This window comes from Gallibacterium genomosp. 1, assembly GCF_000771875.1.
Classification (GTDB): Bacteria; Pseudomonadota; Gammaproteobacteria; order Enterobacterales; family Pasteurellaceae; genus Gallibacterium.
In genome coordinates this window covers 25,427-50,824 of the sequence record NZ_JPXX01000013.1, presented here as the reverse complement: position 1 = coordinate 50,824, position 25,398 = coordinate 25,427, and the positions used below count along the sequence as shown (strand labels likewise).

General features: G+C 39.6%; 22 protein-coding genes and 1 pseudogene. 9 read left to right on the top strand and 14 right to left on the bottom strand.

Going from position 1 to position 25,398, the window contains the following annotated elements:
- Positions 1–68: 68 nt before the first annotated feature.
- The 3 genes from JP36_RS05055 to JP36_RS05045 all read right to left on the bottom strand — a co-directional run bounded on the left by JP36_RS05055 (position 69) and on the right by JP36_RS05045 (position 2,736).
- Positions 69–392: a hypothetical protein gene (locus JP36_RS05055; protein ID WP_039135692.1), complete on the bottom strand. Its 324-nt coding sequence runs from the start codon at positions 390–392 to the stop codon at positions 69–71.
- Positions 389–1,672 carry an agmatine deiminase family protein gene (locus JP36_RS05050; RefSeq protein ID WP_039172593.1) on the bottom strand — a complete coding sequence of 428 codons (1,284 nt, stop codon included), beginning with the start codon at positions 1,670–1,672 and terminating at the stop codon, positions 389–391. Before JP36_RS05050 ends, JP36_RS05055 begins: the two co-directional genes overlap by 4 nt.
- Positions 1,673–1,842: 170 nt before the next feature.
- A complete protein-coding gene (locus tag JP36_RS05045) occupies positions 1,843–2,736 on the bottom strand; it encodes a LysR family transcriptional regulator (RefSeq protein WP_039172590.1) in 894 nt (297 codons plus the stop codon).
- A gap of 181 nt (positions 2,737–2,917) precedes the next feature.
- On the opposite strand from JP36_RS05045, the gene JP36_RS05040 reads away from it, so the two are divergent.
- Positions 2,918–3,895 carry an alpha/beta hydrolase family protein gene (locus JP36_RS05040; RefSeq protein ID WP_052119449.1) on the top strand — a complete coding sequence of 326 codons (978 nt, stop codon included), beginning with the start codon at positions 2,918–2,920 and terminating at the stop codon, positions 3,893–3,895.
- Between the two features lie 133 nt (positions 3,896–4,028).
- On the opposite strand, the gene JP36_RS05035 is transcribed toward JP36_RS05040, so the two are convergent.
- The gene (locus tag JP36_RS05035) at positions 4,029–4,538 is read right to left on the bottom strand and encodes a GNAT family N-acetyltransferase (RefSeq protein ID WP_039172588.1); all 510 of its coding nucleotides are present in this window, start codon (positions 4,536–4,538) and stop codon (positions 4,029–4,031) included.
- A 409-nt stretch (positions 4,539–4,947) separates the two neighbouring features.
- Here JP36_RS05035 and JP36_RS05030 point away from each other — a divergent pair, with 409 nt between their 5' ends.
- On the top strand, positions 4,948–5,631 hold the full coding sequence (locus JP36_RS05030; protein ID WP_039172586.1) for an alpha/beta hydrolase: 684 nt from the start codon (positions 4,948–4,950) through the stop codon (positions 5,629–5,631).
- Between the two features lie 127 nt (positions 5,632–5,758).
- On the opposite strand, the gene pnuC is transcribed toward JP36_RS05030, so the two are convergent.
- Positions 5,759–6,442 (bottom strand): nicotinamide riboside transporter PnuC, encoded by a 684-nt coding sequence (gene pnuC, locus JP36_RS05025; RefSeq protein WP_039172582.1) that lies wholly within the window; start codon positions 6,440–6,442, stop codon positions 5,759–5,761.
- 236 nt (positions 6,443–6,678) lie between these two features.
- On the opposite strand from pnuC, the gene rapA reads away from it, so the two are divergent.
- On the top strand, positions 6,679–9,597 hold the full coding sequence (gene rapA, locus JP36_RS05020; protein WP_039172577.1) for an RNA polymerase-associated protein RapA: 2,919 nt from the start codon (positions 6,679–6,681) through the stop codon (positions 9,595–9,597).
- A gap of 3 nt (positions 9,598–9,600) precedes the next feature.
- A pseudogene (rluA, locus tag JP36_RS05015) lies at positions 9,601–10,247 on the top strand (bifunctional tRNA pseudouridine(32) synthase/23S rRNA pseudouridine(746) synthase RluA).
- A 4-nt stretch (positions 10,248–10,251) separates the two neighbouring features.
- On the opposite strand, the gene phoR reads toward rluA, so the two are convergent.
- The 9 genes from phoR to JP36_RS04970 all read right to left on the bottom strand — a co-directional run bounded on the left by phoR (position 10,252) and on the right by JP36_RS04970 (position 20,268).
- Complete coding sequence (gene phoR / locus JP36_RS05010) at positions 10,252–11,553, bottom strand: phosphate regulon sensor histidine kinase PhoR (protein WP_039172574.1); 1,302 nt, start codon at positions 11,551–11,553, stop codon at positions 10,252–10,254.
- A gap of 3 nt (positions 11,554–11,556) precedes the next feature.
- Positions 11,557–12,246, bottom strand: a complete 690-nt coding sequence (phoB, locus tag JP36_RS05005) for a phosphate regulon transcriptional regulator PhoB (RefSeq protein ID WP_013745898.1) — start codon at positions 12,244–12,246, stop codon at positions 11,557–11,559.
- A 28-nt stretch (positions 12,247–12,274) separates the two neighbouring features.
- Entirely contained in the window at positions 12,275–13,051 is a 777-nt protein-coding gene (pstB, locus tag JP36_RS05000) for a phosphate ABC transporter ATP-binding protein PstB (RefSeq protein ID WP_039172571.1), read from the bottom strand.
- Between the two features lie 10 nt (positions 13,052–13,061).
- Positions 13,062–13,910 carry a phosphate ABC transporter permease PstA gene (pstA, locus tag JP36_RS04995; protein WP_039172597.1) on the bottom strand — a complete coding sequence of 283 codons (849 nt, stop codon included), beginning with the start codon at positions 13,908–13,910 and terminating at the stop codon, positions 13,062–13,064.
- Positions 13,910–14,860 carry a phosphate ABC transporter permease subunit PstC gene (pstC, locus tag JP36_RS04990; protein ID WP_039172568.1) on the bottom strand — a complete coding sequence of 317 codons (951 nt, stop codon included), beginning with the start codon at positions 14,858–14,860 and terminating at the stop codon, positions 13,910–13,912. Before pstC ends, pstA begins: the two co-directional genes overlap by 1 nt.
- A gap of 63 nt (positions 14,861–14,923) precedes the next feature.
- Complete coding sequence (pstS, locus tag JP36_RS04985; protein WP_039172565.1) at positions 14,924–15,964, bottom strand: phosphate ABC transporter substrate-binding protein PstS; 1,041 nt, start codon at positions 15,962–15,964, stop codon at positions 14,924–14,926.
- 140 nt (positions 15,965–16,104) lie between these two features.
- Positions 16,105–16,950 (bottom strand): RNA polymerase sigma factor RpoH, encoded by an 846-nt coding sequence (gene rpoH, locus JP36_RS04980; RefSeq protein ID WP_039135686.1) that lies wholly within the window; start codon positions 16,948–16,950, stop codon positions 16,105–16,107.
- A gap of 124 nt (positions 16,951–17,074) precedes the next feature.
- Positions 17,075–19,240 (bottom strand): DNA helicase II, encoded by a 2,166-nt coding sequence (uvrD, locus tag JP36_RS04975; protein WP_039172562.1) that lies wholly within the window; start codon positions 19,238–19,240, stop codon positions 17,075–17,077.
- Positions 19,241–19,263: 23 nt separating this feature from the next.
- Complete coding sequence (locus JP36_RS04970) at positions 19,264–20,268, bottom strand: LacI family DNA-binding transcriptional regulator (protein ID WP_021461636.1); 1,005 nt, start codon at positions 20,266–20,268, stop codon at positions 19,264–19,266.
- Between the two features lie 161 nt (positions 20,269–20,429).
- On the opposite strand from JP36_RS04970, the gene idnD reads away from it, so the two are divergent.
- The 5 genes from idnD to JP36_RS04945 all read left to right on the top strand — a co-directional run bounded on the left by idnD (position 20,430) and on the right by JP36_RS04945 (position 25,168).
- Positions 20,430–21,452, top strand: coding sequence for an L-idonate 5-dehydrogenase (idnD, locus tag JP36_RS04965; RefSeq protein ID WP_031204852.1), 1,023 nt, complete (start codon positions 20,430–20,432; stop codon positions 21,450–21,452).
- Positions 21,452–22,219 carry a gluconate 5-dehydrogenase gene (gene idnO / locus JP36_RS04960; RefSeq protein WP_267881917.1) on the top strand — a complete coding sequence of 256 codons (768 nt, stop codon included), beginning with the start codon at positions 21,452–21,454 and terminating at the stop codon, positions 22,217–22,219. Before idnD ends, idnO begins: the two co-directional genes overlap by 1 nt.
- An 18-nt stretch (positions 22,220–22,237) precedes the next feature.
- On the top strand, positions 22,238–23,251 hold the full coding sequence (locus JP36_RS04955) for a TRAP transporter substrate-binding protein (protein WP_021461639.1): 1,014 nt from the start codon (positions 22,238–22,240) through the stop codon (positions 23,249–23,251).
- A 61-nt stretch (positions 23,252–23,312) separates the two neighbouring features.
- Positions 23,313–23,846, top strand: a complete 534-nt coding sequence (locus JP36_RS04950) for a TRAP transporter small permease subunit (RefSeq protein ID WP_021461640.1) — start codon at positions 23,313–23,315, stop codon at positions 23,844–23,846.
- A 2-nt stretch (positions 23,847–23,848) separates the two neighbouring features.
- Positions 23,849–25,168, top strand: a complete 1,320-nt coding sequence (locus tag JP36_RS04945) for a TRAP transporter large permease (RefSeq protein WP_039135691.1) — start codon at positions 23,849–23,851, stop codon at positions 25,166–25,168.
- Positions 25,169–25,398 lie beyond the last annotated feature (230 nt).

Genomic DNA, 25,398 nt, shown 5'->3' with positions numbered 1-25,398 from the left:
ATTTTGTCTACTATGCCTAATAAAAGTGCGGTCATTTTTTCAGTCGTTTTCAGAGGATTGAAGCCTCATCAAATAAACAAGGCAAAAATCAAGCCACCAAAGGTTAAGATGAGACTGGAGAAATAGAGCCGAAAGGTGGTTTGGTAGTGGCTGGCTTGTTGCATTCGCTCAGGGTGGGCGAGCAGGCGGTAAAGCACGCTGAGCATCATCACTAGCCCCACTAATAATGAGGCGGTGATGAGTAAATCAGAGAGGCTATTTACCGCAGGTTGGCTATCGTCTGCAGCCGCCCAGCCTGCGAGGAAGTTCAGCAAAAAGCCCATTACGATGCCGATGGAGGCAATCATCGGCTGGCGTAAGTCTTTGAAATTGGGTTGTTTTTCTTCACTCATTCGGGAATTTCCTGCTGGGTGGCACAATGGATTGAGCCGCCGCCGTTGGCGATGCCGTCTGTGGCGATTTGTAGCACAGTGCGGTCTGGGTGGCTTTGGTTGACAATGTCAAAGGCTTCACGGTCGGCATCAGGGTCGCCAAATTGTGGCAAGATGATGCAGCCGTTGGCAACGTAAAAGCCGATGTAGCCTGCGGCGAAGCCGTCTTCATTGAAGCGGAAGCCTTTGTATTGGCGGGCTTCTACGGCGGCTTGCACGGTTTCGTAATTCGGGGCGTGTAGCTCAATCACATTGCGGTGGTGCTGTTTGAGAACACGCAGATTATCGCGGGTTACTGAATAATCCGGTGATTCTGGTTCATCATCAATAGCACAGAGTACGCTGTCGTCGTCGGTGAAACGGGCGTAGAAATCAATGTGGGCATCGGTGATGTCACGGGCTTTTAAGCCTTTGAGCCAAGTGATGTTGTTCACGCCCAGCACACGGTGTAATTCTTGTTCCACTTCGGCTTTGCTACGGTTGGGGTTGCGATTGTCATTAAGAATGCAGCTTTCGGTACAAATGGCATTGCCTTTACCGTCCACTTCAATGCCGCCACCCTCCATCACTAGCCAGGTTTTCACGAGGGACGAGTGGGTGTATTTGGCGACAAAAGCAGCGACTTTTTGGTCTTTGCCGATGGGCTGATCTACAATGCCGTGTTCGCGTTTAGTTGGGTCTTTTCGCCAGCCTTGCGCACCTGTGTCTGCCTGTCCCCAGCCGTTGAAATTGAAATCCACGGCGGCACGCTTGCCGTTTTCATCACGCACAAACAGCGGAGCGGTGTCGCGTACCCATAAGTCATTGAGCGGTGCGGCGATGAGGTTGATTTTTCCACCTGTTTCGATGTTGGGAATGGTACGCCCGTTGGTGAACACGCCTGTGGCGCTGTATTCACGCAAATCCGATTGTGTCAGCTCGCCTTTCACCTCTGCCAATACGGCACGGGCTTCCTCCATTTCATTGGGGTTCACCAGCATATTCACGGGTTCAAAACGGGAAAGGTTGGCGGCGATTCGCATTAAATCTGCCCGTGCCGCACGGCGTGCCATTCCATACACCCCTGTCGTCCCCCACGCACCAGCTGTTGCACCATATGCCATCCAAGTGGCTTGATGTGGCGCACTTTCAGACGGCATAAAATATTGGATTGCTCCGCTATTAGTTGCTTGAGCGTGTCGTAAGAAATAAGGCGAAATGGCTAATGCACTCGCTCCAAGTAAAAAATCACGACGTTTCATAAGCTTCTCTCTATAAAAAATTCGGCGAATTATACAACGGCATAAAATGGCAAGCGAGGAAAGTTTGAGGGCTGATGACAAAAGTGCGGTGTTTTTTTTTTCGGTGATTTTTTATGTTGAGCAAGGGATTAAAGCACCGCATTTCGCCGTGACGAGATGATTTTCTCACCTCACCCAAACCGCCCTAGCAAAATCTCCGCAAGCAAATCAAATACGCGTTTGACTCGTGGTGGTTCGGCTTGGCGTTTAGGGCGATAGAGGTAACACGGCCATTGTTTGCGGGGCAGTTGGGGGAAAAGTTCCACCAATTCACCGCGTTCAAGATAAGGTTGGCACAGTTGGCGGGGGATATGGGCGACGGTTTGCCCCGCCAGCACGGCGGAAAGTTCGCTGCTGATGTTGTTGGTGAGCAGTTTGGGCGGGTTGGGCTGATGGCGGTGTGTGCCAATTTCCCATTGCCAAATGCGTCCGTTGTTGGGGTTAATCAAGGCACTTAAGGGGTAACGGCTAATGAGGTCTTGCCAGTTTTTTGGCTCGCCATAGTGCTGTAACAGGTTGGGGCTGGCAACGATAATGTCTTGTTCTTGCCCGACTTTTTTCACTATCAGACGGCTATCTTGTGGGTTGCCAAAGCGTATGCCCACATCAATTTTGCCTGCCACCACGTCAATCAAGGCGTTGTCGGTTCGCCAATGCAGTTGAATATCGGGGAAATCGCTTAGGCGGATCAACAGTTGTTGCAACACCTCGTTCATTAAGATGGGGTAATCAGGCAGGGCAATGCGGACAGTGCCACTCAGTGCGTGATTTGGTTGAGGGTGAATCAGCGCTTCGGCATCGGCAAGTAGGCGTTGGGCACGGGGCAAAAACTGGCGGGCAAAATCCGTGAGTTGCACTTGTCGGGTGCTACGCTGAAACAGCACTTCGCCCAAAGATTGTTCCAACTCGCTGATGCTACGGGTAACGCGTTGTGGCGAAATGCCCAGCTCGCGCGCGGCATTTTTAAAATGCAAGGTGTTCGCCACCGTGCAAAAAATATGGAGCAATTCCAGCCTGTTTTTCATCGTCTTTGTTCCTCTTGATGGTGAAAAAAATCATAGCAAAGTTCTTCAATTATTCCAAATACAGAAATAATAAATTCCATTTTCTATCATTTTGTTTGCCATTCTGAAAGGCTATAATGGCGACTGTTCATTCAGGGCGTTATACATAACGCCCTATTTTTTAAAGCCATAAGGAGTATTTATGTTATCCAACCGTTTACCAGCCGACCGCCTTGCTTTGGCGTTGGAACAAGAAAAAACCATTTCCGCCGCCGATTATGAAAAAGTTAAAGCCTTGGCGGGCATTGTTCGCCCTTTACGTAGCTTTATTTTCAAAACCCCAGCCGCTTACGATATGCCTTTTGAAGAATGGGTGATCCCCTCTGAAGACGGTGTGCCGCTCGAAGCGTGGTTTATCCCAGCCAAAGGCGGAATGAGCGATAAACTGGTGATTTTTAACCACGCCTTGCCGATGTGCCGTGCAGGTTTCCCCGGTCATTTCGGGCAGCCTTGGGCGAGCTTTGATGATTGCGAAATCGACTTCGTGATTCAATACAAACACCTCACCAATGCTGGCTACAATGTGCTGACCTACGACATTCGCAACCACGGCAACAGCGGAGCGGCGAATAATGGCGTTTGCGGTATTGGCAACTGGGAATGGCGTGATTGCGTGGGCGTGAAAAAATTTGTCGATGCCCACCCTGAGCTTTCCAAAATGAAAGTGGCACTGTATAGCCAATGTATGGGCGGTAATTCGCAATATCGCGCCATTATGGAACGCCCTGATTTATTTGAAAATGTGCGTTGTATGGTCAGCCCGATGGTGGTATCGATGGCGGCGATTTATGATGCCTTTTCTGAATTGCAAGGCGTGCAACAATATCAACCCTTGATTGATTTAGAATTGCTCAAAATGGGCGGTTTCACCATGGCAGAAATGACCCCGCATCTGTGGGCGCACGCGGTGAAAATGCCCACAATGATTGTGCAAGTGCTGGAAGACGCGTGGACACGCAATCCCGAAGACGGTCAAAAAACCTTTGATCTGCTCGGTGCGAAAGAAAAAGAATTGCTGTGGATTGAAAACACACCGTATCGCTTCAAAGACGGCTATAACTACTTTGGGCGTTACCCTGAAAAAATCCTCGCCTTTATCAATCGTTATATGGCGGATTAAGCAGTAAACGGAAGAAAAAGTATGGTTATTTATAAAAGGCGAACATTTTGTTTTTTATGAGGAAATACTCCATTTTTCAGAATAAGAATAAATAGAAATATAAAATTCCGTAGAAAGAACCATATTTTTCTTTTTAATTTAATCCAAATGCAGTAGCGTAATGAATTTCTCCTTGTGGCACGTTTTTCACCAAGGGTAGCACGCGTAATACGCCTTCAGGTAGCTCAAATGGGGCGCTGATATTGTAGTTCTCTGCTGGCAGATAACCAAAGCGGGCGTAATAATCAGGGTGTCCTAACACTACAATTGCTGCATAGTTCATAGTCTTAATCTGGCGATGTGCGGCTAAAATCAATGCCTTTCCTACGCCTTGCCGTTGCCATTGTGGAGCAACAGAGAGAGGCGCTAATGCTAGCACAGACTGTCCACAAATAGTTGCAGGGCTAAATAAAATATGCCCGATGATTTCTTCTGCTTGCACAGCTACTAATTCTAATACTACATCGTGGTTAGCATTCAAATTGTGAACTAAGAGCGATTCTTGTCCGTCGCTTAAAGGCATATCAGCAAAAGCTGCTTGGATTAAGTTTTCAATCGATTGGGTATCTTCTGGACGAGCTTTTCGAACGGTGAATGTTGTCATTTTGTATCCTAATGATTTTTTTTGATAACTCTGAATTTTAGAGGTTTTGATGGTAAAAGACAAAATAAAATGATGTTATTTCTTTAACATCTGATTTGTGTTCATTTCGCCGTTTTTCACTATGTTTGTGGCAAATAAGCATTGTTGTAGATTGACATTGCACTAATTTCCGACAGAGATGAATGTGGGCAGTCTAGTAAGATGGCGTGTTGTAAATGTTTGAATAGTATATAAGATACACAGGAAGAGTATCGCAATACTATAAAGGGAGTGAACAAATAACTGAGTTCTTAAAATTTAAGAAGATACCTATTAATATCACTGTTAAAAACTTATTTTACCTATGTTGTTCCTACAATAGGGGATAATTTAGAATGAATTCAACAATGTTTTTAATTTGGAGGATAAAATGAATAAACCAGCTATCGTATTAGTTCACGGATTTTGGGGTGGTGCAGCTCATTGGAATTTAGTGATCAATGAACTCAAAAAACAAGGTTATACTGATGTTTTTGCTGTGGAAAATCCACTGACCTCACTTCAAGATGATGCGGAACGAACTCGTAAAATGGTGGCTCAGATTCCACGACCAGTTGTATTGGTTGGACACTCTTACGGTGGAGCAGTAATTTCAGAGATGGGGAATATGCCTAATGTGACGGCTTTAGTGTATATTGCGGCTTTTGCACCTGATGTTGGTGAAAGTGCAGGAGAGATTAGCCAAAAATTGCCACCACAAGCTTTTTCGGCGATTGAAGGGGATAGTGATGGTTATTTATGGATAAAGCGTGAAGAGTATCACCAAAGTTTCTGTCAAGATATTGACGAAACCTTGGCTTATCCGATGTCAATCACACAAAAAGCGCCTATTGCTTCGACTTTCAGTGATATAGTTACACAACCAGCTTGGAAAGTAAAACCGTGTTGGTATCAAATTTCTTCTCAAGATCGAATGATTCATCCAGACAATCAAAGAATGATGGCGCAGAGAATGAAGCCTCGTAAGCTCATTGAATTAGATGCTAGCCACGCCTCTTTAGTTTCGCAGGTTGAAGCAGTGTCTGCTCTTATTATTGATGCCGCTAATTCGTAGCTAAAAGCCGAAAATCACTATACATTTGTTTTTTCATAAAAAACTGCACCTCTTAATGTTGAATAATGAATCCAACTTTTGCGGTGCAGATAATTGATCAAAAAACAGTTTTTATCAAAGCAATAGTTTAAGCATTTGCTGTTTTAGCAAGTTTAGTCCAGTTGTAATAACCATAAAGGGAATTTAATAAATAAGCAGCATACATAATATACATTGCTGCAGTGTCTGCCCATAAGGCAATCGAGAGGACATTGATAATAATCCATAATACCCACTGTTCTCGATAACGTAATAACATTAATAATTGCGCTGCAATTACCATTACGGTGGTAACGCCATCTAGCGATACAGAATTGCCGTCAGTGGTTTTTAAATAGGAGATGAATAGCAAAGAACAGATAGTGATTGCTGAAATGGTGATGAGCCACCCTTTAAAATTCAATGCTTTAGCAGCAACGATTTCACTTTCACCATCTTTCTGCATATTGGCTTTCCATAAAAAATAACCGATAAATTGTGCCGGAATATAAACATACAATGTTGTTGTCATTTCACCGTAAAATTTGTTATCCCAAGCGACATAGAAATAAGTATAAGCAAAGATTAGACCGAAAAAGAAATTACTTATTTTCCCTTTACCAACAAATATAACACATAAAATACCGGCAATACCGGAGATCATTGCTAATAGAGAATCAGGCTGATGGATATAGGTTCCTATCTGTAATGTAACAAAGAGTACTAGCCAGAAACTCTCAAATTTTGTCCAACCTCCGAACAGCTCTTGTTGAATATTTTTTATAGTTAACATAGGTTCTCCAGTGAATATCATTTTTTCTATTACATTCTATATTTTTTGTTGCAAATATGCATTATTTTTTTCTATAAATTAAATGTTTTCTGTATAAATATAGCTGATATTTTACATTGCTCTCAATGTAAGGAGATTACTGATAAATCTTTTTGGTTTTCCAGACTATTCAGAGTACAATCCGCGCTTATTTTTAAATTGAATAATCAATACAAACAAAAGAGAAGAACAATAAAATGTCATTTACGATTGGACAACGTTGGATTAGTGAAAGCGAAAATAACTTAGGATTGGGATTAGTCACTGCTGTAGACCAGAGAACGGTAACATTTTTGTTTCCTGCAGCGGATGAAACACGAGTTTATTCCCTTGCGGTGGCACCGATGACGCGAGTATTGTTTCAGCAAGGTGATGTGATTACTCATCACGAAGGTTGGCAAGCGGAAGTATTGGATGTGATGGAAAATAATGGGGTTGCTCTTTATTTAGCGAAAAGAATCGATACAGACGAAGAAGTTGTAATTAAAGAACTAGAACTAGCGCATCAAATTACTTTTAGTAAACCTCAAGATAGACTATTTTCTGCACAAATTGATAGAAATGATCGTTTTGCATTGCGTTATCACGCATTACGACATCAGCAACAGCAATTTCAATCACCATTTAGAGGGTTACGTGGTACAAGAGCTAGTTTAATACCTCATCAGTTACATATTGCTCAGGAAGTTGGAAATCGTTTATCACCAAGGGTATTGTTGGCAGATGAAGTCGGATTGGGAAAAACTGTAGAAGCAGGAATGATTCTACAACAACAGCTATTCTCTGGTAGAGTTGAACGGGTGCTAATTTTAGTGCCTGAAACATTACAGCACCAATGGTTAGTTGAAATGTTGCGTCGTTTTAATCTGAATTTTTCATTATTTGATGAAGAACGTTGTCAGGATTTTGATCGTAAAGAAGAAAATGGAAGAAGTGTTAAAGTAAATCCTTTTGATACTGAATCATTAGTAATTTGTTCTTTGGATTGGTTAGTTACACAAGAAAATCGGATGACAGAAGTATTGGCAAGCCATTGGGATATGCTGATTGTTGATGAAGCGCACCATCTTGAATGGCACGCAATGGCGCCAAGCCGTGCATATCGTTTTGTTGAGGAGTTGACGCAGAAAATCGCTTCGGTTTTGTTGCTTACGGCAACACCGGAACAGTTGGGGCAGGAAAGCCATTTTGCACGTTTACGGTTATTAGATCCTCATCGTTTTTATGATTACAATGCCTTTGTTGCAGAGCAGAAACAGTACCGTCCGGTAGCAGCGGCAGTGAATGATCTGTTGTCAGATAAAAAATTAAGTGCCGAAGAGCAAAATGTGTTGGCTGAATTACTGCCGGAGCAGGATATTGAACCGTTATTGCGAATTATCAACGGTAGCAACAGTTCTGACGAGCAGATCCAAGAGGCGAAACAAGAGCTGGTTACTAATTTAGTGGATCGCCACGGCACTAGCCGATTATTATTTCGTAATACGCGTCAAGGAGTGAAAGGCTTTCCGAAACGTATTTTACATCAAGTGAAACTGGAATTACCGAAGCAGTATGCTAATGCGATTAAAGTAATGAATTTACTTAACAAGACAGTGCAACAAAATTCATTATATCCGGAAGTTCTATTTCACCAGCTTAATCCGGAGGCGGCGTGGTGGGATTTTGATCCGCGTATTGAATGGTTATTGACCTTTCTAAAAAATCATAGCCAAGAAAAGGTATTAATTATTTGTCAACAAACCGAAACTGTATTGCAGTTAGAGAAGATTTTGCGCGAAAAAGAGGGAATTCGTTCTGCGGTATTCCACGAGAAAATGTCGATTGTTGAGCGTGATCGGGCGGCAGCCTATTTTGCACAACAGGAAGATGGAGCAAAAGTGCTGTTAAGTTCCAGTATTGGTGCGGAAGGGCGTAATTTCCAATTTGCTTGCCGATTGGTATTGTTTAATTTACCACTAAATCCGGATGTCTTGGAGCAGTCTATCGGTCGTTTGGATCGTATCGGTCAAACTAGAGATGTTCAAATTTATGTTCCTTATTTTAATCAAACATCACAGATGATTTTGGTGGATTGGTATCAAAAAGGCTTGGGAGCATTTGAACAGACTTGTCCAATGGGAGCAACGTTATTTGCTAAATACGGTAAACAACTACAGACATTTATTGATAACCCAAATGAAGATGAGGTGGGATTTGCTCTCTTTATTGATCAAGTGGCGAAAGAGCGGATACGTCTGCAACAGGAGCTAGAACAAGGTCGTGATCGTTTATTAGAATTAAATTCTAATGGAGGTGAGAAGGCACAGCAGCTTGCTATAGATATTGAATTACAAGATGGACAACCGGAGTTAATTAATTTCTGTTTGAATTTATTTGATGTGATCGGTCTGGAACAGGAAGATCTTGGTGAAGATTCAATAGTTATTCAGCCGACAGGTCATATGTTGGTTCCTGACTTTCCGGGATTAAAAGAAGAGGGAAGTACAATTACTTTTAATCGTTCATTAGCATTGGCACGCGAAGATCTTGAGTTTTTAACGTGGGATCATCCAATGGTACAAAATGGTATTGATCTGATTACTTCTGGTGATATTGGAAAAACGGCAGTGAGCTTATTGCCACATAAAGGGTTACCGGCAGGTACATTATTGTTGGAGTTAATTTATGTAGTTGAAGTGCAGGCTCCGAAATCATTGCAGCTAACCCGTTTCTTACCACCGACGCCAGTACGCTTATTATTAGATATAAAAGGTAATGATCTAGCAGCACAGGTTTCTTTCCGAGGTTTGGAAAAACAGCTTAAACCTATTAATAAAAATATGGCAAATAAAGTGGTTAAAATGATGAAAACGGAAATTGAGCGTCTGATTAAGCATTCTCAAACGTTGATAGAACCTTATGCTGAACAGATTATTGCAGAAGCTATTGAAGTAGCAGATAAAACATTGTATAGCGAATTACATCGTCTTACAGCACTTCAAGCAGTAAATAAGAATATTCGTCAGGATGAAATTGAACAACAGGAACAATTGATTACGCAATCATTAGCATATCTTCATCAAGCTAGCTGGCGATTGGATAGCTTACGCGTGATTGTTAGTAATAAAGAGTAATTTATGGCATTAATTGAGTACAACCCACCGCAAGGGTTAAATATCTTATATCAGGATAATTATATTGCGGTGATTAATAAACAGAGCGGTTTGTTGTCAGTTCCTGGTAATCAACCACAATATCAGGATAGTGCAATGACACGTGTGGCAAATAAATTTGGCTTTACTGAACCAGCACACCGTTTGGATATGGCCACTAGTGGTATTTTGCACTTTCAAAAGCGGCAGAGAAAGAACTGAAACGACAATTTCGGGAGCGTGAACCGAAGAAACAATACCAAGCTGTTGTTTGGGGGCATTTAGAGCAAGATAGCGGTATTGTCGATTTACCATTAATTTGTGATTGGGAGAATAGACCGCGACAACGTATAGATTTTTTAGTTGGCAAAAAAGCACAAACGCAGTATCAGGTTTTAGCGCGTTATCCGAATAATACAACTAGAGTGAAACTTACGCCGATTACAGGTCGCTCTCATCAATTACGGGTGCATATGTTGGCACTCGGACATCCAATTCTGGGAGATAAGTTTTATTCTCCTCCGGCAGTACGAACAATGGCAACGAGGCTATGTCTACATGCAGAAAGCCTTACTATTGCTCATCCAATTACTAAAGAGAAGATGACATTTACTTGCTTACCAGACTTTTAAATTATTATGCTAAATAGACAATCAAATCGGGTTTAATTATAAAAGAAAATTCACTGCCTTTACCGACTTCGCTTTGGATTTCAAGATAGGATTGATGTTGTTCCAAAGCGTGTTTAACAATGGCTAATCCTAGACCGCTGCCGCCGGTTTTATTATTGCGTGATTCATCCACACGATAAAAACGTTCGGTTAAATGGGCAAGATGGCGAGCCTCAATACCGATACCGTTATCGCTGACACAAAATCTTGCTCCTTGTTTACAACGTTGCCAACTGATGTGAATAATCGCCTCTTCGCCCGCGTGACGAATAGCGTTATAGACCAGATTGGAAACAGCACTTTGTAATTGATGTTCATCCCCAATAATTTTCAAATCCGGCTCGATTTCAAAAATAATTTGCTGTTTTGCTTGATGGATAACGGCAGTATTTTTTTGTAAAGAGAGGATTAATTGTGACATATCAACCACTTCGTGTTCGGCACTATTGATATTTTCAATTTTTGCCAATAAAGATAGCTGTTGTAGCAATGTCGCCATTCTCTCGCTTTGTTCTTTCATCGCTTGCAATGCTTTTTGTTGAAAAGGCGATTTTTCATCGATCTCACCCTCAAACATTTCTAAATAACCTTGCAGAACTGTTAATGGTGTACGTAGTTCGTGGTTCATATTCGCCAGAAAAGTTTGACGGGAGTGCATTAAGCGAATAAACGAGGTCGCATCGCGTGCGATAATTAAATAGGATTCGCTGTCGTAACTATTGATATTAAACTCAATATAGCGTTTATTGTGAGTCAATAAAACTAAAGGGCGATTGCGTCTGTTAAAGGTTAAATGACGAAAATAGTGTTTAAATTCGGAGTAGAAAATCACCTTAAAAACGCTCTTTTTCATTTTTTTATCCCAAATAAATTCAAACATCTCCTGTGCTGCTTGGTTACACCAAGAAATATCGCCGTTGTGTTCACAAATTAATACCGCATCAGGCAAAAATTGAATATTGCGATTTAGCTTGGAAAGTAGGCGTAAAGATTTAATTTTTTCGCGGCGAGTTCGCTCATTGTAGTAGGCAGCGGTTTGTGAAATATGCTCAAGTGCAGTAATTTTCTTTTTGCTTTTAGGTGGTTTATTTGGATTGATGATTTGTAACAAACTGAATTCGTTATAGTGGTGCCAAATCAGCAAAATAATTAGAACAGTAATTAACCAAAAAGAGAGATCTTTGCTGAATAGACTCAATAATGAAGCAATTCCGACAGCCAGCAGCACTTCAATGATTAAATGCTTTAATGACAGATTTAGTTTCATTAGTTAATCCTGAAAATGGTTGGAAAAACGATAGCCGAAGCCACGAACAGTTTGTACATAGCGATCAGCTTGAAAAGGTTCTAAACTACGGCGTAGACGGCGAATATAGGAATCGACAGTGCGATCTTCAACATAAATATCATCGCCCCAAATATGATTCAATAGCTGTTCACGGCTATAGACTTTTTCGGGATGCGTCATTAGAAACAGCAGTAATTTATATTCGGTTGCGCTTAATTCCACAAATTGATTTTCCACGCTAACACGTTGCGCCTGCTGATCGATTTGTAAATTTTCAAAACTGACAATTTGGCTCGGCGGATCATAACTGCGTCGCCATAACGCTTCGATTCTGGCTAATAAAATTTTCGGTGAAAACGGCTTGGTAATGTAATCATCGGCACCGGCGTTCAGACAGGTAATGCAATCCTCTTCCGCACTGCGTGCCGTGAGCATAATGATTGGAATTTTAGCGGTTTGTTCCTGTTTTTTTAGATATTCAATAAACATAATGCCGGAACGACCGGGCAACATCCAATCCAACAGAATAAGCTGCGGTTGTTCCTCAAGGCGATTTACCGCACTTTGATAATCCTCCGCTTCAATCACCTCATAATTTTGCTTCAGTAAGTAAAGTGCAACCATTTCACGGATCGCACGTTCATCTTCAACAATTAAAATTTTGCCCGCCATAAGCCCTCATTTTATTTGAGTTGCTGCTTTAACCCATTCTACCTGTAATGTAATCTTCTGTCCGTTGGAATTTTGGTTTGTCAAAAATTTTACTGGTTTGATCGAATTCAATCAGCTCACCAAGATACATAAAGGCGGTGTAGTCGGAACAACGCGCCGCCTGTTGCATATTATGCGTGACGATGGTAACAGTGTAATCGTGTTTTAATTCGTTGATCAGCTCTTCGATTTTCATTGTTGATATTGGATCGAGTGCCGAGCAGGGTTCATCCAATAACAACACTTCTGGTTTAACCGCAATACCGCGTGCAATACATAAGCGTTGTTGTTGTCCACCGGATAAGCTATCGCCGTTTTGGTTCAGTTTATCTTTCACTTCATCCCACAATGCGGCTTTAGTTAGCGCCCATTCAACACGATCATTTAGTTCTGATTTTGGAAGTTTTTCAAATAAACGAATTCCGAAAGCAACATTATCATAAATCGACATTGGAAACGGGGTCGGTTTTTGGAAAACCATCCCGATTTTGGAACGGATAATGGCGATATCAGTATGTGTGGTTAATAAATTTTCATTATCTAAATTAATTTCGCCGGTAGCGTATTGGTTCGGATAAAGTTCATACATCCGGTTAAATATGCGTAACAGTGTAGATTTACCACAGCCTGATGGTCCAATAAAAGCAGTGACTTTATTTTTTGCGATTTTCAGGTTGATATTTTTTAAAGCGTGAAAATCATCATAATAGAAATTGAGATTCTTAATAGTTAGCTTTGCATCAATTTGATTTGGCGATGTATTCATTTGTTTTTCCTTATTTATGTTTGTTAGCACAAAATCTGGTTAAAATATTCAAAGATAAAACAAAAATTGTAATTAATACTGCACCTGCCCACGCCAGTTTATTCCAGTCATCGAAAGGGCTGGCGGCATATTGGTAAATGACCACCGGCAAATTTGCCATCGGAGCATTCATATCAAAAGAAGTAAATTGGTTTGATAGTGCGGTAAATAGTAATGGTGCTGTTTCTCCGGAAATACGAGCTACAGAAAGTAAAATACCAGTCAAAATTCCGGGACGAGCTACGCGATAACAAATCATAATAATCACACGCCATTGTGGACAACCTAGTGCAACAGCGGCTTCACGCAAATTATTTGGTACTAGATGTAACATACTGTCGGTAGTTCTCACCACAACCGGGATCACAAGCATTGCCAAAGCAAAGGAGCCTGCCCAACCGGAGAAGTGTTTGATTTGAGAAACATAGATAGCATAAATAAATAATCCGATAATAATGGAAGGAGCTGAAAGTAAAATATCGTTCAGAAAACGGGTAATTTTAGCCAATTTGGTATAACGTCCATATTCGCATAAATAAGTTCCTGCTAAAACGCCAATCGGTGTGGCGATAAAGGTGGCAACTGCTACCATCATAATTGAACCGATAATAGCATTGATTAAACCTCCGCTTTCGTTCGGTACAGGGGTTGCTTTTAAGAATAGATCGAAGGAAAGTGCCGGAATACCTTTGATAATTAAAGTGTATAAAATCCAAATCAACCAAAAAAGCCCGAATAGCACTGCCAAATAGGCAAGACTTAACATTAGAAAATTGCTACTTTTACGCTGGTAAAAACGTTGGTTTTTATATTTATTCATCATTTTTTTCCCTCCAGTCTGCTCATTCTTATCACTAATAAACGTGCAATTGCTAATACTAAAGTAGTAATCAAGAATAGGATTAACCCTAACTCCATCAAGGCTGATTTCTGTAAACCGCTGGCTTCATTAAATTCATTGGCAATCGCAGAAGCAATGGAGGTGGATGGTGCAAAAATGGAGTTTGGCAGTTGAAAGGCATTGCCAATAACGAAAGTTACAGCCATTGTTTCTCCCAATGCCCGCCCTAACCCAAGCATAATACTACCGATAACACCGCCTTTAGTATATGGAAGAACGATTTTCCAAATTACTTCCCAAGTGGTTGCTCCTAAGCCGTAAGCGGATTCTTTCAACATTGGAGGTACGACACTAAAAACATCTCGCATTGTTGATGAAATAAATGGAATGATCATAATGCCCAACACTAACCCGGCAGTGAATAGTCCGATGCCGAAAGGTGCGCCGGAGAAGAGAATGCCTATTAAGGGTAAATTATCAAACGTATCAATGATATAAGGTTGAATATATTCTTGAAAAAGTGGTACGAAAACGAATAATCCCCACATCCCGTAAATAATGGAAGGAATAGCCGCTAACAACTCTATTGCCGTACCAATTGGCTGTTTTAACCATTGAGGTGACAATTCAGTGAGGAATGCGGCAATACCGAATGAAATCGGAACGGCAATTAGTAAGGCAATAGTCGCAGAAATCAACGTTCCTATGACCGGTACCAATGCACCATAATTTTCTTGCACCGGATCCCAATCATTTGTCCATAAAAATTTAAAATGAAATTTAGAAATAGAATCCCAGCTACCAATAACTAAAGATAATAAAATAGCGGAGAGAACGATAAAAACAAAGATTGCAAAAAAACGGGTGGTGTTCTTAAAAACATTCTCCAACCAAGCGTGATTTAAACATTTATTATCGATTTTATGCATTTTTTCTACCTTGTAAGGTAAGGGCTATGCGAGAGCATAACCCTTTGATATTTCAATAGAATATTAATAGATGGTTTTTCCTTGCGCATCTTTCACTTCACTGTGCCAACGAGCTTTAATTTTTTCGACAACAGTGTCCGGTAATGGCACATAATCCAGTTCTAAAGCAGCGTCTTTACCGTTTTTAAATGCCCATTCAAAGAAACTGAAGACATTTTTGGTGTTTTCGGCATTGTCGGCATTTTTGTGGATTAAGATGAAACTTGCCGCAGTGATTGGCCAAGATTGATCGCCCGGTTCATTTGTCAAAACTACGCCCATTCCGGCAGCTTTCTCCCAGTCGGCATTGGCTGCCGCTGCCATAAAGCTGTCACGAGAAGGTTGCACAAATTTGCCGGCAGCATTTTGTAAAGTGACCCAAGTTAATTGATTTTGTTTGGCATAAGCATATTCCACATAACCGATAGAATATTTAAGCTGTTTAACGTAAGCGGCAACGCCTTCATTACCTTTTCCGCCTTGTCCGACCGGCCATTTAACGGATTTTCCTTCACCCACTTTTTCTTTCCATTCAGCAGAAACTTTGGATAAATAGTTCGTCCAGCCGAAGGTTGTGCCGGAACCGTCTGAACGGCGTACTACCAGAATATTTTTATCCGGCAAGGCAATGCCGTCATTCAGTGCGGCAATCGCCGGATCGTTCCATTTTTTGATTTTGCCGAGGAATATGTCAGCAATTACCTCACCTGAAAGTTTTAATGCGCCGGCTTTGATTTCCGGAATATTGACAACAGGAACGGTGCCGCCAATGATGGCAGGGAATTGTAATAACTGGTGTTCTGTAAGCGCGTTTGCTTTCATTGGATCGTCTGAAGCACCGAAATCAATGGTCTTAGCGATAATCTGTTGCTGACCACCACCGGAACCGATGGACTGATAATTGATTTTATTGCCGGTTTGTTGTTGGTAAAGCCCTGCCCATTTGGCATAAATCGGATAAGGGAATGAAGCGCCTGCGCCGGTAATTTCGTGGGCATTTGCTTGAGCGATAAAAGGTAATGAAATAGCAACGAGAGCAAGTTTTCTAAGGACTTTCGGTAACATAGGTTTCTCCTAACAGAATGAATTAACATTTGACGTTAGGAAGTTTAGCGATGAAATGTGACAGTTTGATGACAGCGGAAGAAATACAAAAAATAACCCCATATTCCGAGTGAAATATGGGGTATTTTTATAGAGGGAATTTAGAATGTTACTGCATTTCTTAATTTTTTCAATGCATTGCTTTCTAATTGTCTGATACGTTCGGCTGAAACGCCATAATGATCAGCCAACTCCTGCAATGTGGCTTTATTATCATCCAACCAACGGGTTTGGATAATATGACGACTTCTTTCGTCTAATTGTTCCAATGCTTCACTAAGTTGATCGGTTGCTTGATTTTCAAAGTTTTCTTCTTCTAATTCGGCAGCGAAGTTTGAACTTTTGTCTTCTAGATAAAGTGCCGGAGAATAGGTTTCTTCGCTATCATCAGTAGGTAAATCGAAACCCATATCTATACCGCTCATACGTGATTCCATTTCTTGTACGTCTTCTGCAGAAACACCGAGCTCGTTAGCAACCATATCTACTTCATTTGCGTTGAACCAACCTAGACGTTGTTTTGTTTTACGCAAATTGAAGAATAATTTACGTTGAGCTTTAGTGGTGGCGACTTTAACGATACGCCAGTTGCGTAACACATATTCGTGAATTTCTGCTTTAATCCAATGCACAGCAAAAGAAACTAGGCGAACACCAACTTCAGGATTAAAACGTTTCACGGCTTTCATCAAACCAACATTACCTTCTTGAATTAAATCGGCTTGTGGCAAACCATAACCGGAATAACCACGTGCAACGTGAATCACAAAACGTAAGTGGGATAAAATTAATTTTTTCGCGGCATCAACATCTTGATGATAATACAAACGTTCTGCCAGCTCCTTCTCCTCTTCTGCAGTAAGCATTGGATATTCATTAGCTGCTCGAATATAGCCTTCTAAACTACCTTGAGGAACAAGCATCATGTTTTGCATTTCTTTTGTCATTAACTACCTTCTTATATTAAAAAATTTGTTTCCGTTATAGCACAGTTAATGCCTAATGTAAAAACTGTCTTAACTTAACGAACGCTTTATTTGACCTATTATAATGCAAAAAGTTTCATATAGATCACAATTTTTCTAAATTTGCTAAGTGAGCAATTAGCCATTTTATGCCTTGATTTTGAAAGGCAATTTGTAGCCGGCAGTTTTTATCACTACCTTCTACATTAATAATTGAACCATATCCGAATTTATGATGTTTTACGCGTTGACCCGGCTTCCATTCTGAATTTTCTAAAATTGATTTTGCTGTACCAACCGCTGCAAGGTTTACTGCTCTTGTTACTGTACCTCTTAAGCGAATCTCCTGAATATTTTCTTCCGGCAATTCATTAATAAAACGCGAAACAATACGTTTTTCTTCTTGAGAATAAACACGGCGTTGTTCAGCATAACAAAGCGTAAGTTTTTTCCTTGCACGAGTGATACCGACATAAGCCAAACGGCGTTCTTCTTCGATTCTGCCTTCTTCTCCTGAAGCACCGCTCGGGAATAAGCCCTCTTCCATTCCAACGATGAAAACACGATCAAATTCCAAACCTTTTGAAGAGTGCAACGTCATTAAATCGACACATTGTTGATGTGGCGAGGCTTGTCCTTCACCGGCTTCCAATGAAGCGTGAGTCAGAAAAGCAATCAGGTCGCTCATATCTTCCGCCTCATCTGGTTTTTGAAAATCTCTTGCAGCGAAAACCAGTTCATCTAGATTTTCTAAACGCACTTCACCTTTTTCGCCTTTCTCTTTTTGGTACATCTCTTTCAGACCGGAGTGTTCAATCACGAATTCGGTCTGTTCTGTCAACGGTAGATCAAAAGTGTCATTATCTAAGGCGTTGATCAATTCGATAAAACGCAACAAAGCAGAAGCAGCGCGACCTTGCACCAATTTCTCTTCCAATGCTAAATGCGTTGCCTGCCAAAGCGTTAATGTTCGTTTACGAGCAATATCTCGCAAAATTTCAAGTGTTCTATCGCCAATGCCACGGGGTGGTGTGTTGACTACTCGTTCAAAGGCAACATCATCTTGACGATTTGCTAAAAGACGCAGATAGCCGAGAGCATCCTTAATTTCTTGACGTTCAAAGAAACGTAAACCACCATAAATACGATAAGGCAGACCGGATTGTAAAAATGCTTCTTCTAAAATTCGTGATTGGCGGTTACTGCGATATAGCACTGCACATTGATCATAATTACCTCCTTCATCTACCCACTGTTTAATCTGTGAAGTCACAAAACGTGCTTCATCGTGTTCATTAAATGCACGATAAATTCCGACAGGATCGCCTTTATTGCCTTCCGTCCAGAGATGCTTACCTAAACGTCCCTCGTTATTAGCGATTAACATATTAGCAGCTTGTAAAATATTTTCCGTAGAACGGTAGTTTTGTTCCAAACGGATCGTTTCTGCATGATAATCAGTTAAAAAACGATAGATATTATCAATTTTTGCACCACGCCAACCATAAATAGATTGGTCGTCATCACCGACAATCATCACATTGGCACTATTTCCAGCTAATAATTTAACCCATTCATACTGAATATTATTGGTGTCCTGAAATTCATCCACCAAAATATGCTGAAAACGTTGTTGATAACGTTGCAGAATCAACGGCTTTTTCTGCCAAAGTTCATAAGTTCTTAATAATAATTCGGCAAAATCGACCAAACCGGCACGATCACAGGCATCTTGATAAATTTTGTAAATTTCAATCCAACTGTGATCTTCTTTATTGTGAATTTCAATTTGATCTGCACGTAAGCCAAGATCTTTCTTGTTATTGATATACCAACAAATCTGTTTAGGTGGATACAACCCTTCATCCAGATTGTAGGATTTTACTAATCGTTTTACTAACCGTAGTTGATCTTCAGAGTCTAAGATCTGAAAATCTTGTGGTAAACCGGCATCCAAAGCGTGGCGACGTAAAAGACGATGTGCCAAACTGTGAAACGTTCCGACCCACATTCCGAAAGGTGGTGTGATTTGATCCTGTAATAAATTTTCAATGCGATGACGCATTTCAGCAGCTGCTTTATTAGTAAAGGTTACCGCAAGAATGGCATTGGGGCTGATATTCTCAACACCGATTAACCAAGCAATGCGATAAGTTAGTACACGTGTTTTTCCACTGCCGGCTCCTGCGAGTACTAAATAATTAGCTAAAGGAGCTGCAACTGCTTCACGTTGTCGTTCATTTAAACCATTTAATAATTCTGAAAAGTCCATAGGAGATCCTGTTATTGTTAGACCTAAGCACTTTGTCTGCGCATAAATCTAAAAGGTAATTCAATGATTTGTTGAGAAGGGAGTTGTTTAGATGTTAAAAATTGAATTAATATTTCGGCACCCATTTTTCCTATTTCAAATCTAGGTGTAGCAATTGTAGTTAGGCTCGGATTGAGTACTTTGGAAAATTCTAAATCATTGAAACCGACAATATCTAGCTCCTTACCAACCTTAATATCTCTACGGGAACATTCCATAATTGCTCCCGCTGCAATGTCATCATTAATGAAAAAAATCGCATCTGTATCAGGCCAACGATATAAAATTTCAATGAGTGCTTCGGCACCACTGGCAAAAGAAGTTCTTTGTTGCATTTTAAAATGTCTATCTGTGATAAGATTGTTCTCATTTAAAACAGCTTCCCACGCATTTTTTCTTAATAATGCTCTGCTATCTAACCAAGATGAGCATAATGCAATGTTTTTTCTATGTTTTTCTTGTACTAAAAAACGAATTAACTCTTTAGCAGCAACATATTGATCGATGCCAATATTCGCAAGAAAGTTAGGATTATCATAGATATTCATAATTTCTACTGTCGGAATATTAGCTGTTTTTAATAACTCTATCGTTTTTTGTGTATGAAATGTTTCTGTGAGAATAAAGCCATCCACATTTTGTTGCATATATTTTTCAATAATGTGTTGTTCTTCCAATGGCGTATAAGAGAAATCACTGATTAATAAATTATAGTTCCATTGGTCGCAAATTTCTTTTACACCATCAATGACTTCTTTGAAAACATCATTACTGAAAGATGGGATAAGCAATACAATAGAATTTGTAGATGATGACGCAAGGGATTTGGCAATATTATTAGGAATATAGTTCATTTTTCTACACATTTTCTCGATTTTTTCTCTCATTTCTGTGGAAATTAAAGAAGGATTATTAATTGCCCTAGAAACAGTGGATTTATTAACTCCTAAAGCTTTCGCTATGTCATCAATTGTTGTGCGTTTTTTCATAGATAACGGTTCTTAATCAATTAATTCTGTTGTTTTATATTTTATCTGAAATCATTTATTTTTTGAAACTGATCACACTTTGAACAAAATGTTGTTGCAACACTTTTTAATAAATATTACGTTAATGCAATCGGTTGCATTGATGGTTAAAGAGGTGAAGAATGACAGAAATTTATAAGTCAGAATGTGTGAAAGTATCAGGAATACATCAAATACAAATTACTACGACAGAGGTATCCACTAAGGAAAGTAATGAATCTATAGTTAAAATAAGCAGAGGGGGAATATGCGGTTCTGATATTCATTACTATCAAGAAGGGGGAGTAGGACACTTCAGTTTAAAACATCCTATGATTTTAGGTCACGAAGTCGTTGGTATTTTAGAAAATAAAAAGCAAGCGGTTGCAGTAAATCCAAGTAAGCCTTGTTTAAAATGCAAATATTGCCTGAGTGGAAAATCCAATCAATGTTTAAATATGCGTTTTTTTGGTAGTGCGATGTTGAATCCACATGTGGATGGCGGTTTTTCTCAATATGTTGCTGTAAGAAATGATCAAATTGTCCCTTATGATAATCGGATACCAAGCAAAATAATGGTATTTGCTGAACCGTTAGCTGTTGCGATTCACGCAGTTAATCAAGCAGGTTCTTTGGTTGGAAAGAAAGTTTTAGTGACAGGTTGCGGACCAATTGGTTCTCTTGTGGTTGCTGCTTGTAAGAAAGCTGGTGCGGTTGAAATTGTTGCCTCTGATATACAAGAATCTTGCCGAAATAGCGCTATTGCTATGGGAGCAACATCTGTGATTAATCCTTTGGAGGATCAAGAACAGTATTTCCAAGATAAAGGTTATTTTGATGTGAGTTTTGAAGCTTCCGGAGCAAATAGTGCTATCAACTTTGCAATTGATGCAACTAAAGCAACCGGCACAATTATTCAAATAGGAATGGCAAAAGGAGATGCCGCTATTCCGATCACAAAATTCTTAGCGAAAGAACTTACTTATAGAGGGGCCTTCCGTTTTACTAATGAATTTGAAGTAGCAGTACGTTGGTTAGAGCAAGGATTGATTAATCCGTTACCGTTGCTTTCTCATGAATTTTCTTATCAAGATGCAGAAAAGGCATTACAAATAGCGAGTGATAAAAGTGTTGCTATAAAAGTCCAACTTAAATTTGAGGAATAATTATGAATAATTTATTTGATTTAACAGGGAAAAGAGCTTTGATAACTGGCTCTGCTCAAGGGATAGGTTTTTTACTTGCAAATGGATTAGCTCAATATGGTGCAGAAATTATCATTAATGATATTAACGCAGAAAAAGCGCTAGTCGCTGCTGAACAGTTAAAAAAGAAAGGTTTTCTTGCTCATTCAGTTCCATTTGATGTGACTAAAAAAAGCGAAATTGAGCGTAATGTTGCGGAAATCGAAGAAAAAATAGGGGCAATTGATATCCTAATTAATAATGCTGGTATTCAACGGCGACATCCTATTTTGGAATTTCCTGAACAGGAGTGGGATAACGTTATTGAAATTAACCAAAAAGCGGTTTTCTTAATGATTCAGGAAGTTGGCAAATATATGGTGAAACGTAATGCAGGAAAAATTATCAATATTTGTTCAATGCAGAGTGAGTTAGGACGAGATACTATCACGCCGTATGCAGCTTCTAAAGGTGCAGTAAAAATGATTACTCGTGGGGCGTGTGTTGAATTGGCTCGTTATAACATTCAGGTAAACGGAATTGCACCAGGATATTTTAAAACGGATATGACTAAGGCATTAGTAGAAAATGAGCAATTTACACAATGGTTATGTCAGAGAACGCCTGCTAATCGCTGGGGAGATCCAGAAGAATTAATCGGTTCAGCTGTTTTCCTTTCTTCTAAAGCTTCCGATTTTGTCAATGGCCATCTGTTGTTTGTTGATGGTGGAATGTTAGTTGCTGTATAAACAACGAGGAGTTTAATTATGAACTTTAAAAAATCTTTATTATTCATTTCATTAGCAAGTTTGATGTCATTTGCAGTATCGGCAGCGGAAATTAATTTGAAATTTGAAAGCTCAAATTTTGCTGGAGAGAAAGTATATGAGATCCAAAAACAGTGGACTGATAATGTAGAAAAAGCCTCAAATGGAAGAATCAGCATTGAATTATTACCGTTAGATTCAGTATTAAAAACAAGCGATATGCTTTCTGGAGTGAGAAATAAAATTATTGATGGTGCAGTTGCTACTGCGGCAATGTATGCTGGTACTGATCCTGGTTTTGGCTTGATTGGTGACACTATTTCTGCGTGGAGTAGCGATGAGGATATTCTTAGCTTTTATTATAATGGAGGAGGTTTTGAAGTCGTTGATAAAATCTTTCAACAATATGGGGCTAAATTAATTGGTGTATCGGTAACTGGTTCAGAGTCACTACCTTCCAAAGTGAAAATTGCAAGTGTTGCTGACTTTAAAGGCGTTAAAGTTCGTGCGCCATCAGGCCCAATTCAGAAATTATTTGCGAAGTTAGGAGCTGCTCCTGTCGGTTTGCCAGGATCGGAAATTTACACTAGTTTAGAAAAAGGAATTATCGATGCGGCAGATTTCTCCACTTTTGCTAATAATCAAGCACAAGGTGTACACGATATCGCAAAATATCCTATTTATCCGGGTATCCATTCTTCTCCTGCAGTTCATATGATAATGAACTTGAAAACTTGGCAATCACTCTCTCCTCAAGATCAGGATTTTCTAGTGTCCTATTTTAAAGGAATGGCTTTGGATACACTGATTAAAGCCCATTATGAAGATAAAATCGCATATAAAGAAGCGTTAGATAAAGGCGTTCAGCCAGTGGCTTGGAGTCCGGAAGAAGTTGCGAAAGTTCGTGCTGCGGCAAGAGAAATCTGGCAGGAAACAGCTCAACAATCTGAAATAGGTAATCAGTATTATCAAGCCTTATTAAAATTCCTTACTTCTCAAGGAATGATGCAATAATCGTAACTATAGGCAAGGCTGGGTTGGATCACATTCAGCCTTGTTTATTAAGGAGTTGAAAATGTCTTTTTCTCAACGCTTACTATTTTTATGTGATCGGTTTGATCAATTTTTTATCAAATTAGGTTACTACGTCTCTTATCTTTTCCTTTTTATTGTTGCGATTGGGTTTTATGAAGTTATTGTGCGATATATTTTTTCCAGTCCTACAATTTGGGTACACGAGGTCACTACTTTTCTTGTCAGTTTATCTTTACTTTATGGTGGTGTTGCTTGTTATGCCAACAATAAACATATTGCTATGACATTTATTCGACAACAATTTTCAGCTCGAGTGAGATGGGGATTGGAATTGCTCGTTGAAATATTCGTTTTTATTTTCTTTGTTTTATTAAGTTATGGTTCATATCTTTCAGCTGTCGAAGCATTTTTTACTCCTATGGGAACATTTAAGATGCAAACTTCCGGTACTGTATTGGATACGCCATTCCCTGCGATTGAAAAAGGGTTCTTTTTTATTTCGTGTTTGATGGTGTTGGTACTTTCAGTGTTGCATATATTTCGTCATTTAGTGACTAAAAATCAGGAGGGATAATTATGATTAGTGGTTTAGGAATAGGTGTAGGAACATTAATTATCTTTCTAATGATGATTTCGTTGTTATTTATTGGTATGCCATTGGGTTTTTTAACCGGCTTAATTGCTTTAGTGATTTCCTATTTATGGTTTGATACTGCGGCAATAATGCAAATGGTTGCGGCAAGGGTAACAGATTTTACTTCTTCTTATACATTTGTTGCAGTGCCAATGTTTGTATTAATGGCAACATTATTGGATAGAACAGGCATAGCGCGTGATTTGTACAATGCTATGCGTATTATTGGGGGTAGGTTAAGAGGGGGGATCGCCATTCAATCAATGTTTGTTGCTATTTTATTAGCAACAATGTCAGGCATTATCGGTGGAGAAACTGTCTTGTTGGGAATGTTGGCGTTGCCGCAGATGTTGCGTTTAGGGTATAACAAAAACCTTGCTATAGGTACGGTGGTTGCCGGCGGTGCATTAGGGACAATGGTGCCTCCAAGCATTGTCTTAATCATTTATGGTATGACGGCAAACGTGTCTATTGGTGGACTATTTTTAGCTGCAATTCCTGCGTCAGTTTTATTATCTTTACTTTATATTTCCTATATTTTGTTATTATGTTATTTACGGCCAAATTATGGACCAGCAATGGCTGCAAGTGAAAGGCAGGCATTAACAAAAAAAGATATTAAGAAAATTATTCACGATATTGCTATTCCTGTAGCAATTGCCACTTGGATTTTAGGCAGTATTTATGGTGGGATTGCTTCTATTACAGAGTCTGCTTGTATTGGTGTAGTGGGTGTTATTCTAGCGGCTTTTTATCGCAAAGAGTTGAACTTCACGATTATTAAGGAATCGCTTAAACATACAATTAATACTGTTGGAATGATTATTTGGGTAGGTATCGGAGCAACAATGATCATTGGTATTTATAATCTAATGGGAGGAGATCGTTTTATTTCAGGTTTATTTGCCAGTTTGAATGCTCCGCCGATTTATACCATTATCATTATGATGATTATCTTATTGATTTTAGGAATGTTTTTGGACTGGATTGGTGTAGCGATGTTAACAATGCCTATTTTTGTTCCTATTATTACTGCACTTGGCTATGATCCGATTTGGTTTGGTGTTTTATTTTGCGTAAATATGCAAGTGTCATTCCTTAGCCCTCCATTCGGACCGGCAGCATTTTATCTTAAAAGTGTAGCTCCGGAAGGCGTGGAATTAACAGATATTTTTAAATCTGTCTGGCCATTTATTAGCTTACAAATTTTAGTTCTGATTTTACTATTAGCTTTTCCCGAAATTACCTCATTATTTCTTTAATCTTATAAAAGTTCTTCCTTTAATAAAGGGAGAACTTGTTCGCCTATTTTCTGATAGATATTTCAGAGAGTACGGGATAGTTATAACGAGTATTAAATATTCGACTTTTCATTCCATATAATGAGCGACTTTATGTCCAAATAAATTTAAGGAATTATATAAAATGTTAGTTTATTTCTGTGTAATTTTATAAGTGTAAAGTTGTTGGTTGTAAAATTATACATCTATTT

Excerpts from the sequence above, each read along its gene's own strand:
- pstA (WP_039172597.1), bottom strand. The coding sequence starts at position 13,910 with ATGAATAAATATAAAAACCAACGTTTTTACCAGCGTAAAAGTAGCAAT.
- pstS (WP_039172565.1), bottom strand. The coding sequence starts at position 15,964 with ATGTTACCGAAAGTCCTTAGAAAACTTGCTCTCGTTGCTATTTCATTA.
- rpoH (WP_039135686.1), bottom strand. The coding sequence starts at position 16,950 with ATGACAAAAGAAATGCAAAACATGATGCTTGTTCCTCAAGGTAGTTTA.
- uvrD (WP_039172562.1), bottom strand. The coding sequence starts at position 19,240 with ATGGACTTTTCAGAATTATTAAATGGTTTAAATGAACGACAACGTGAA.
- pstC (WP_039172568.1), bottom strand. The coding sequence starts at position 14,860 with ATGCATAAAATCGATAATAAATGTTTAAATCACGCTTGGTTGGAGAAT.
- idnD (WP_031204852.1), top strand. The coding sequence starts at position 20,430 with ATGACAGAAATTTATAAGTCAGAATGTGTGAAAGTATCAGGAATACAT.
- JP36_RS05035 (WP_039172588.1), bottom strand. The coding sequence starts at position 4,538 with ATGACAACATTCACCGTTCGAAAAGCTCGTCCAGAAGATACCCAATCG.
- JP36_RS04950 (WP_021461640.1), top strand. The coding sequence starts at position 23,313 with ATGTCTTTTTCTCAACGCTTACTATTTTTATGTGATCGGTTTGATCAA.
- JP36_RS05040 (WP_052119449.1), top strand. The coding sequence starts at position 2,918 with ATGTTATCCAACCGTTTACCAGCCGACCGCCTTGCTTTGGCGTTGGAA.
- JP36_RS05050 (WP_039172593.1), bottom strand. The coding sequence starts at position 1,672 with ATGAAACGTCGTGATTTTTTACTTGGAGCGAGTGCATTAGCCATTTCG.
- JP36_RS04945 (WP_039135691.1), top strand. The coding sequence starts at position 23,849 with ATGATTAGTGGTTTAGGAATAGGTGTAGGAACATTAATTATCTTTCTA.
- JP36_RS04955 (WP_021461639.1), top strand. The coding sequence starts at position 22,238 with ATGAACTTTAAAAAATCTTTATTATTCATTTCATTAGCAAGTTTGATG.
- JP36_RS05055 (WP_039135692.1), bottom strand. The coding sequence starts at position 392 with ATGAGTGAAGAAAAACAACCCAATTTCAAAGACTTACGCCAGCCGATG.
- phoB (WP_013745898.1), bottom strand. The coding sequence starts at position 12,246 with ATGGCGGGCAAAATTTTAATTGTTGAAGATGAACGTGCGATCCGTGAA.
- pstB (WP_039172571.1), bottom strand. The coding sequence starts at position 13,051 with ATGAATACATCGCCAAATCAAATTGATGCAAAGCTAACTATTAAGAAT.
- phoR (WP_039172574.1), bottom strand. The coding sequence starts at position 11,553 with ATGAAACTAAATCTGTCATTAAAGCATTTAATCATTGAAGTGCTGCTG.
- rapA (WP_039172577.1), top strand. The coding sequence starts at position 6,679 with ATGTCATTTACGATTGGACAACGTTGGATTAGTGAAAGCGAAAATAAC.
- JP36_RS04970 (WP_021461636.1), bottom strand. The coding sequence starts at position 20,268 with ATGAAAAAACGCACAACAATTGATGACATAGCGAAAGCTTTAGGAGTT.
- JP36_RS05045 (WP_039172590.1), bottom strand. The coding sequence starts at position 2,736 with ATGAAAAACAGGCTGGAATTGCTCCATATTTTTTGCACGGTGGCGAAC.
- JP36_RS05030 (WP_039172586.1), top strand. The coding sequence starts at position 4,948 with ATGAATAAACCAGCTATCGTATTAGTTCACGGATTTTGGGGTGGTGCA.
- pnuC (WP_039172582.1), bottom strand. The coding sequence starts at position 6,442 with ATGTTAACTATAAAAAATATTCAACAAGAGCTGTTCGGAGGTTGGACA.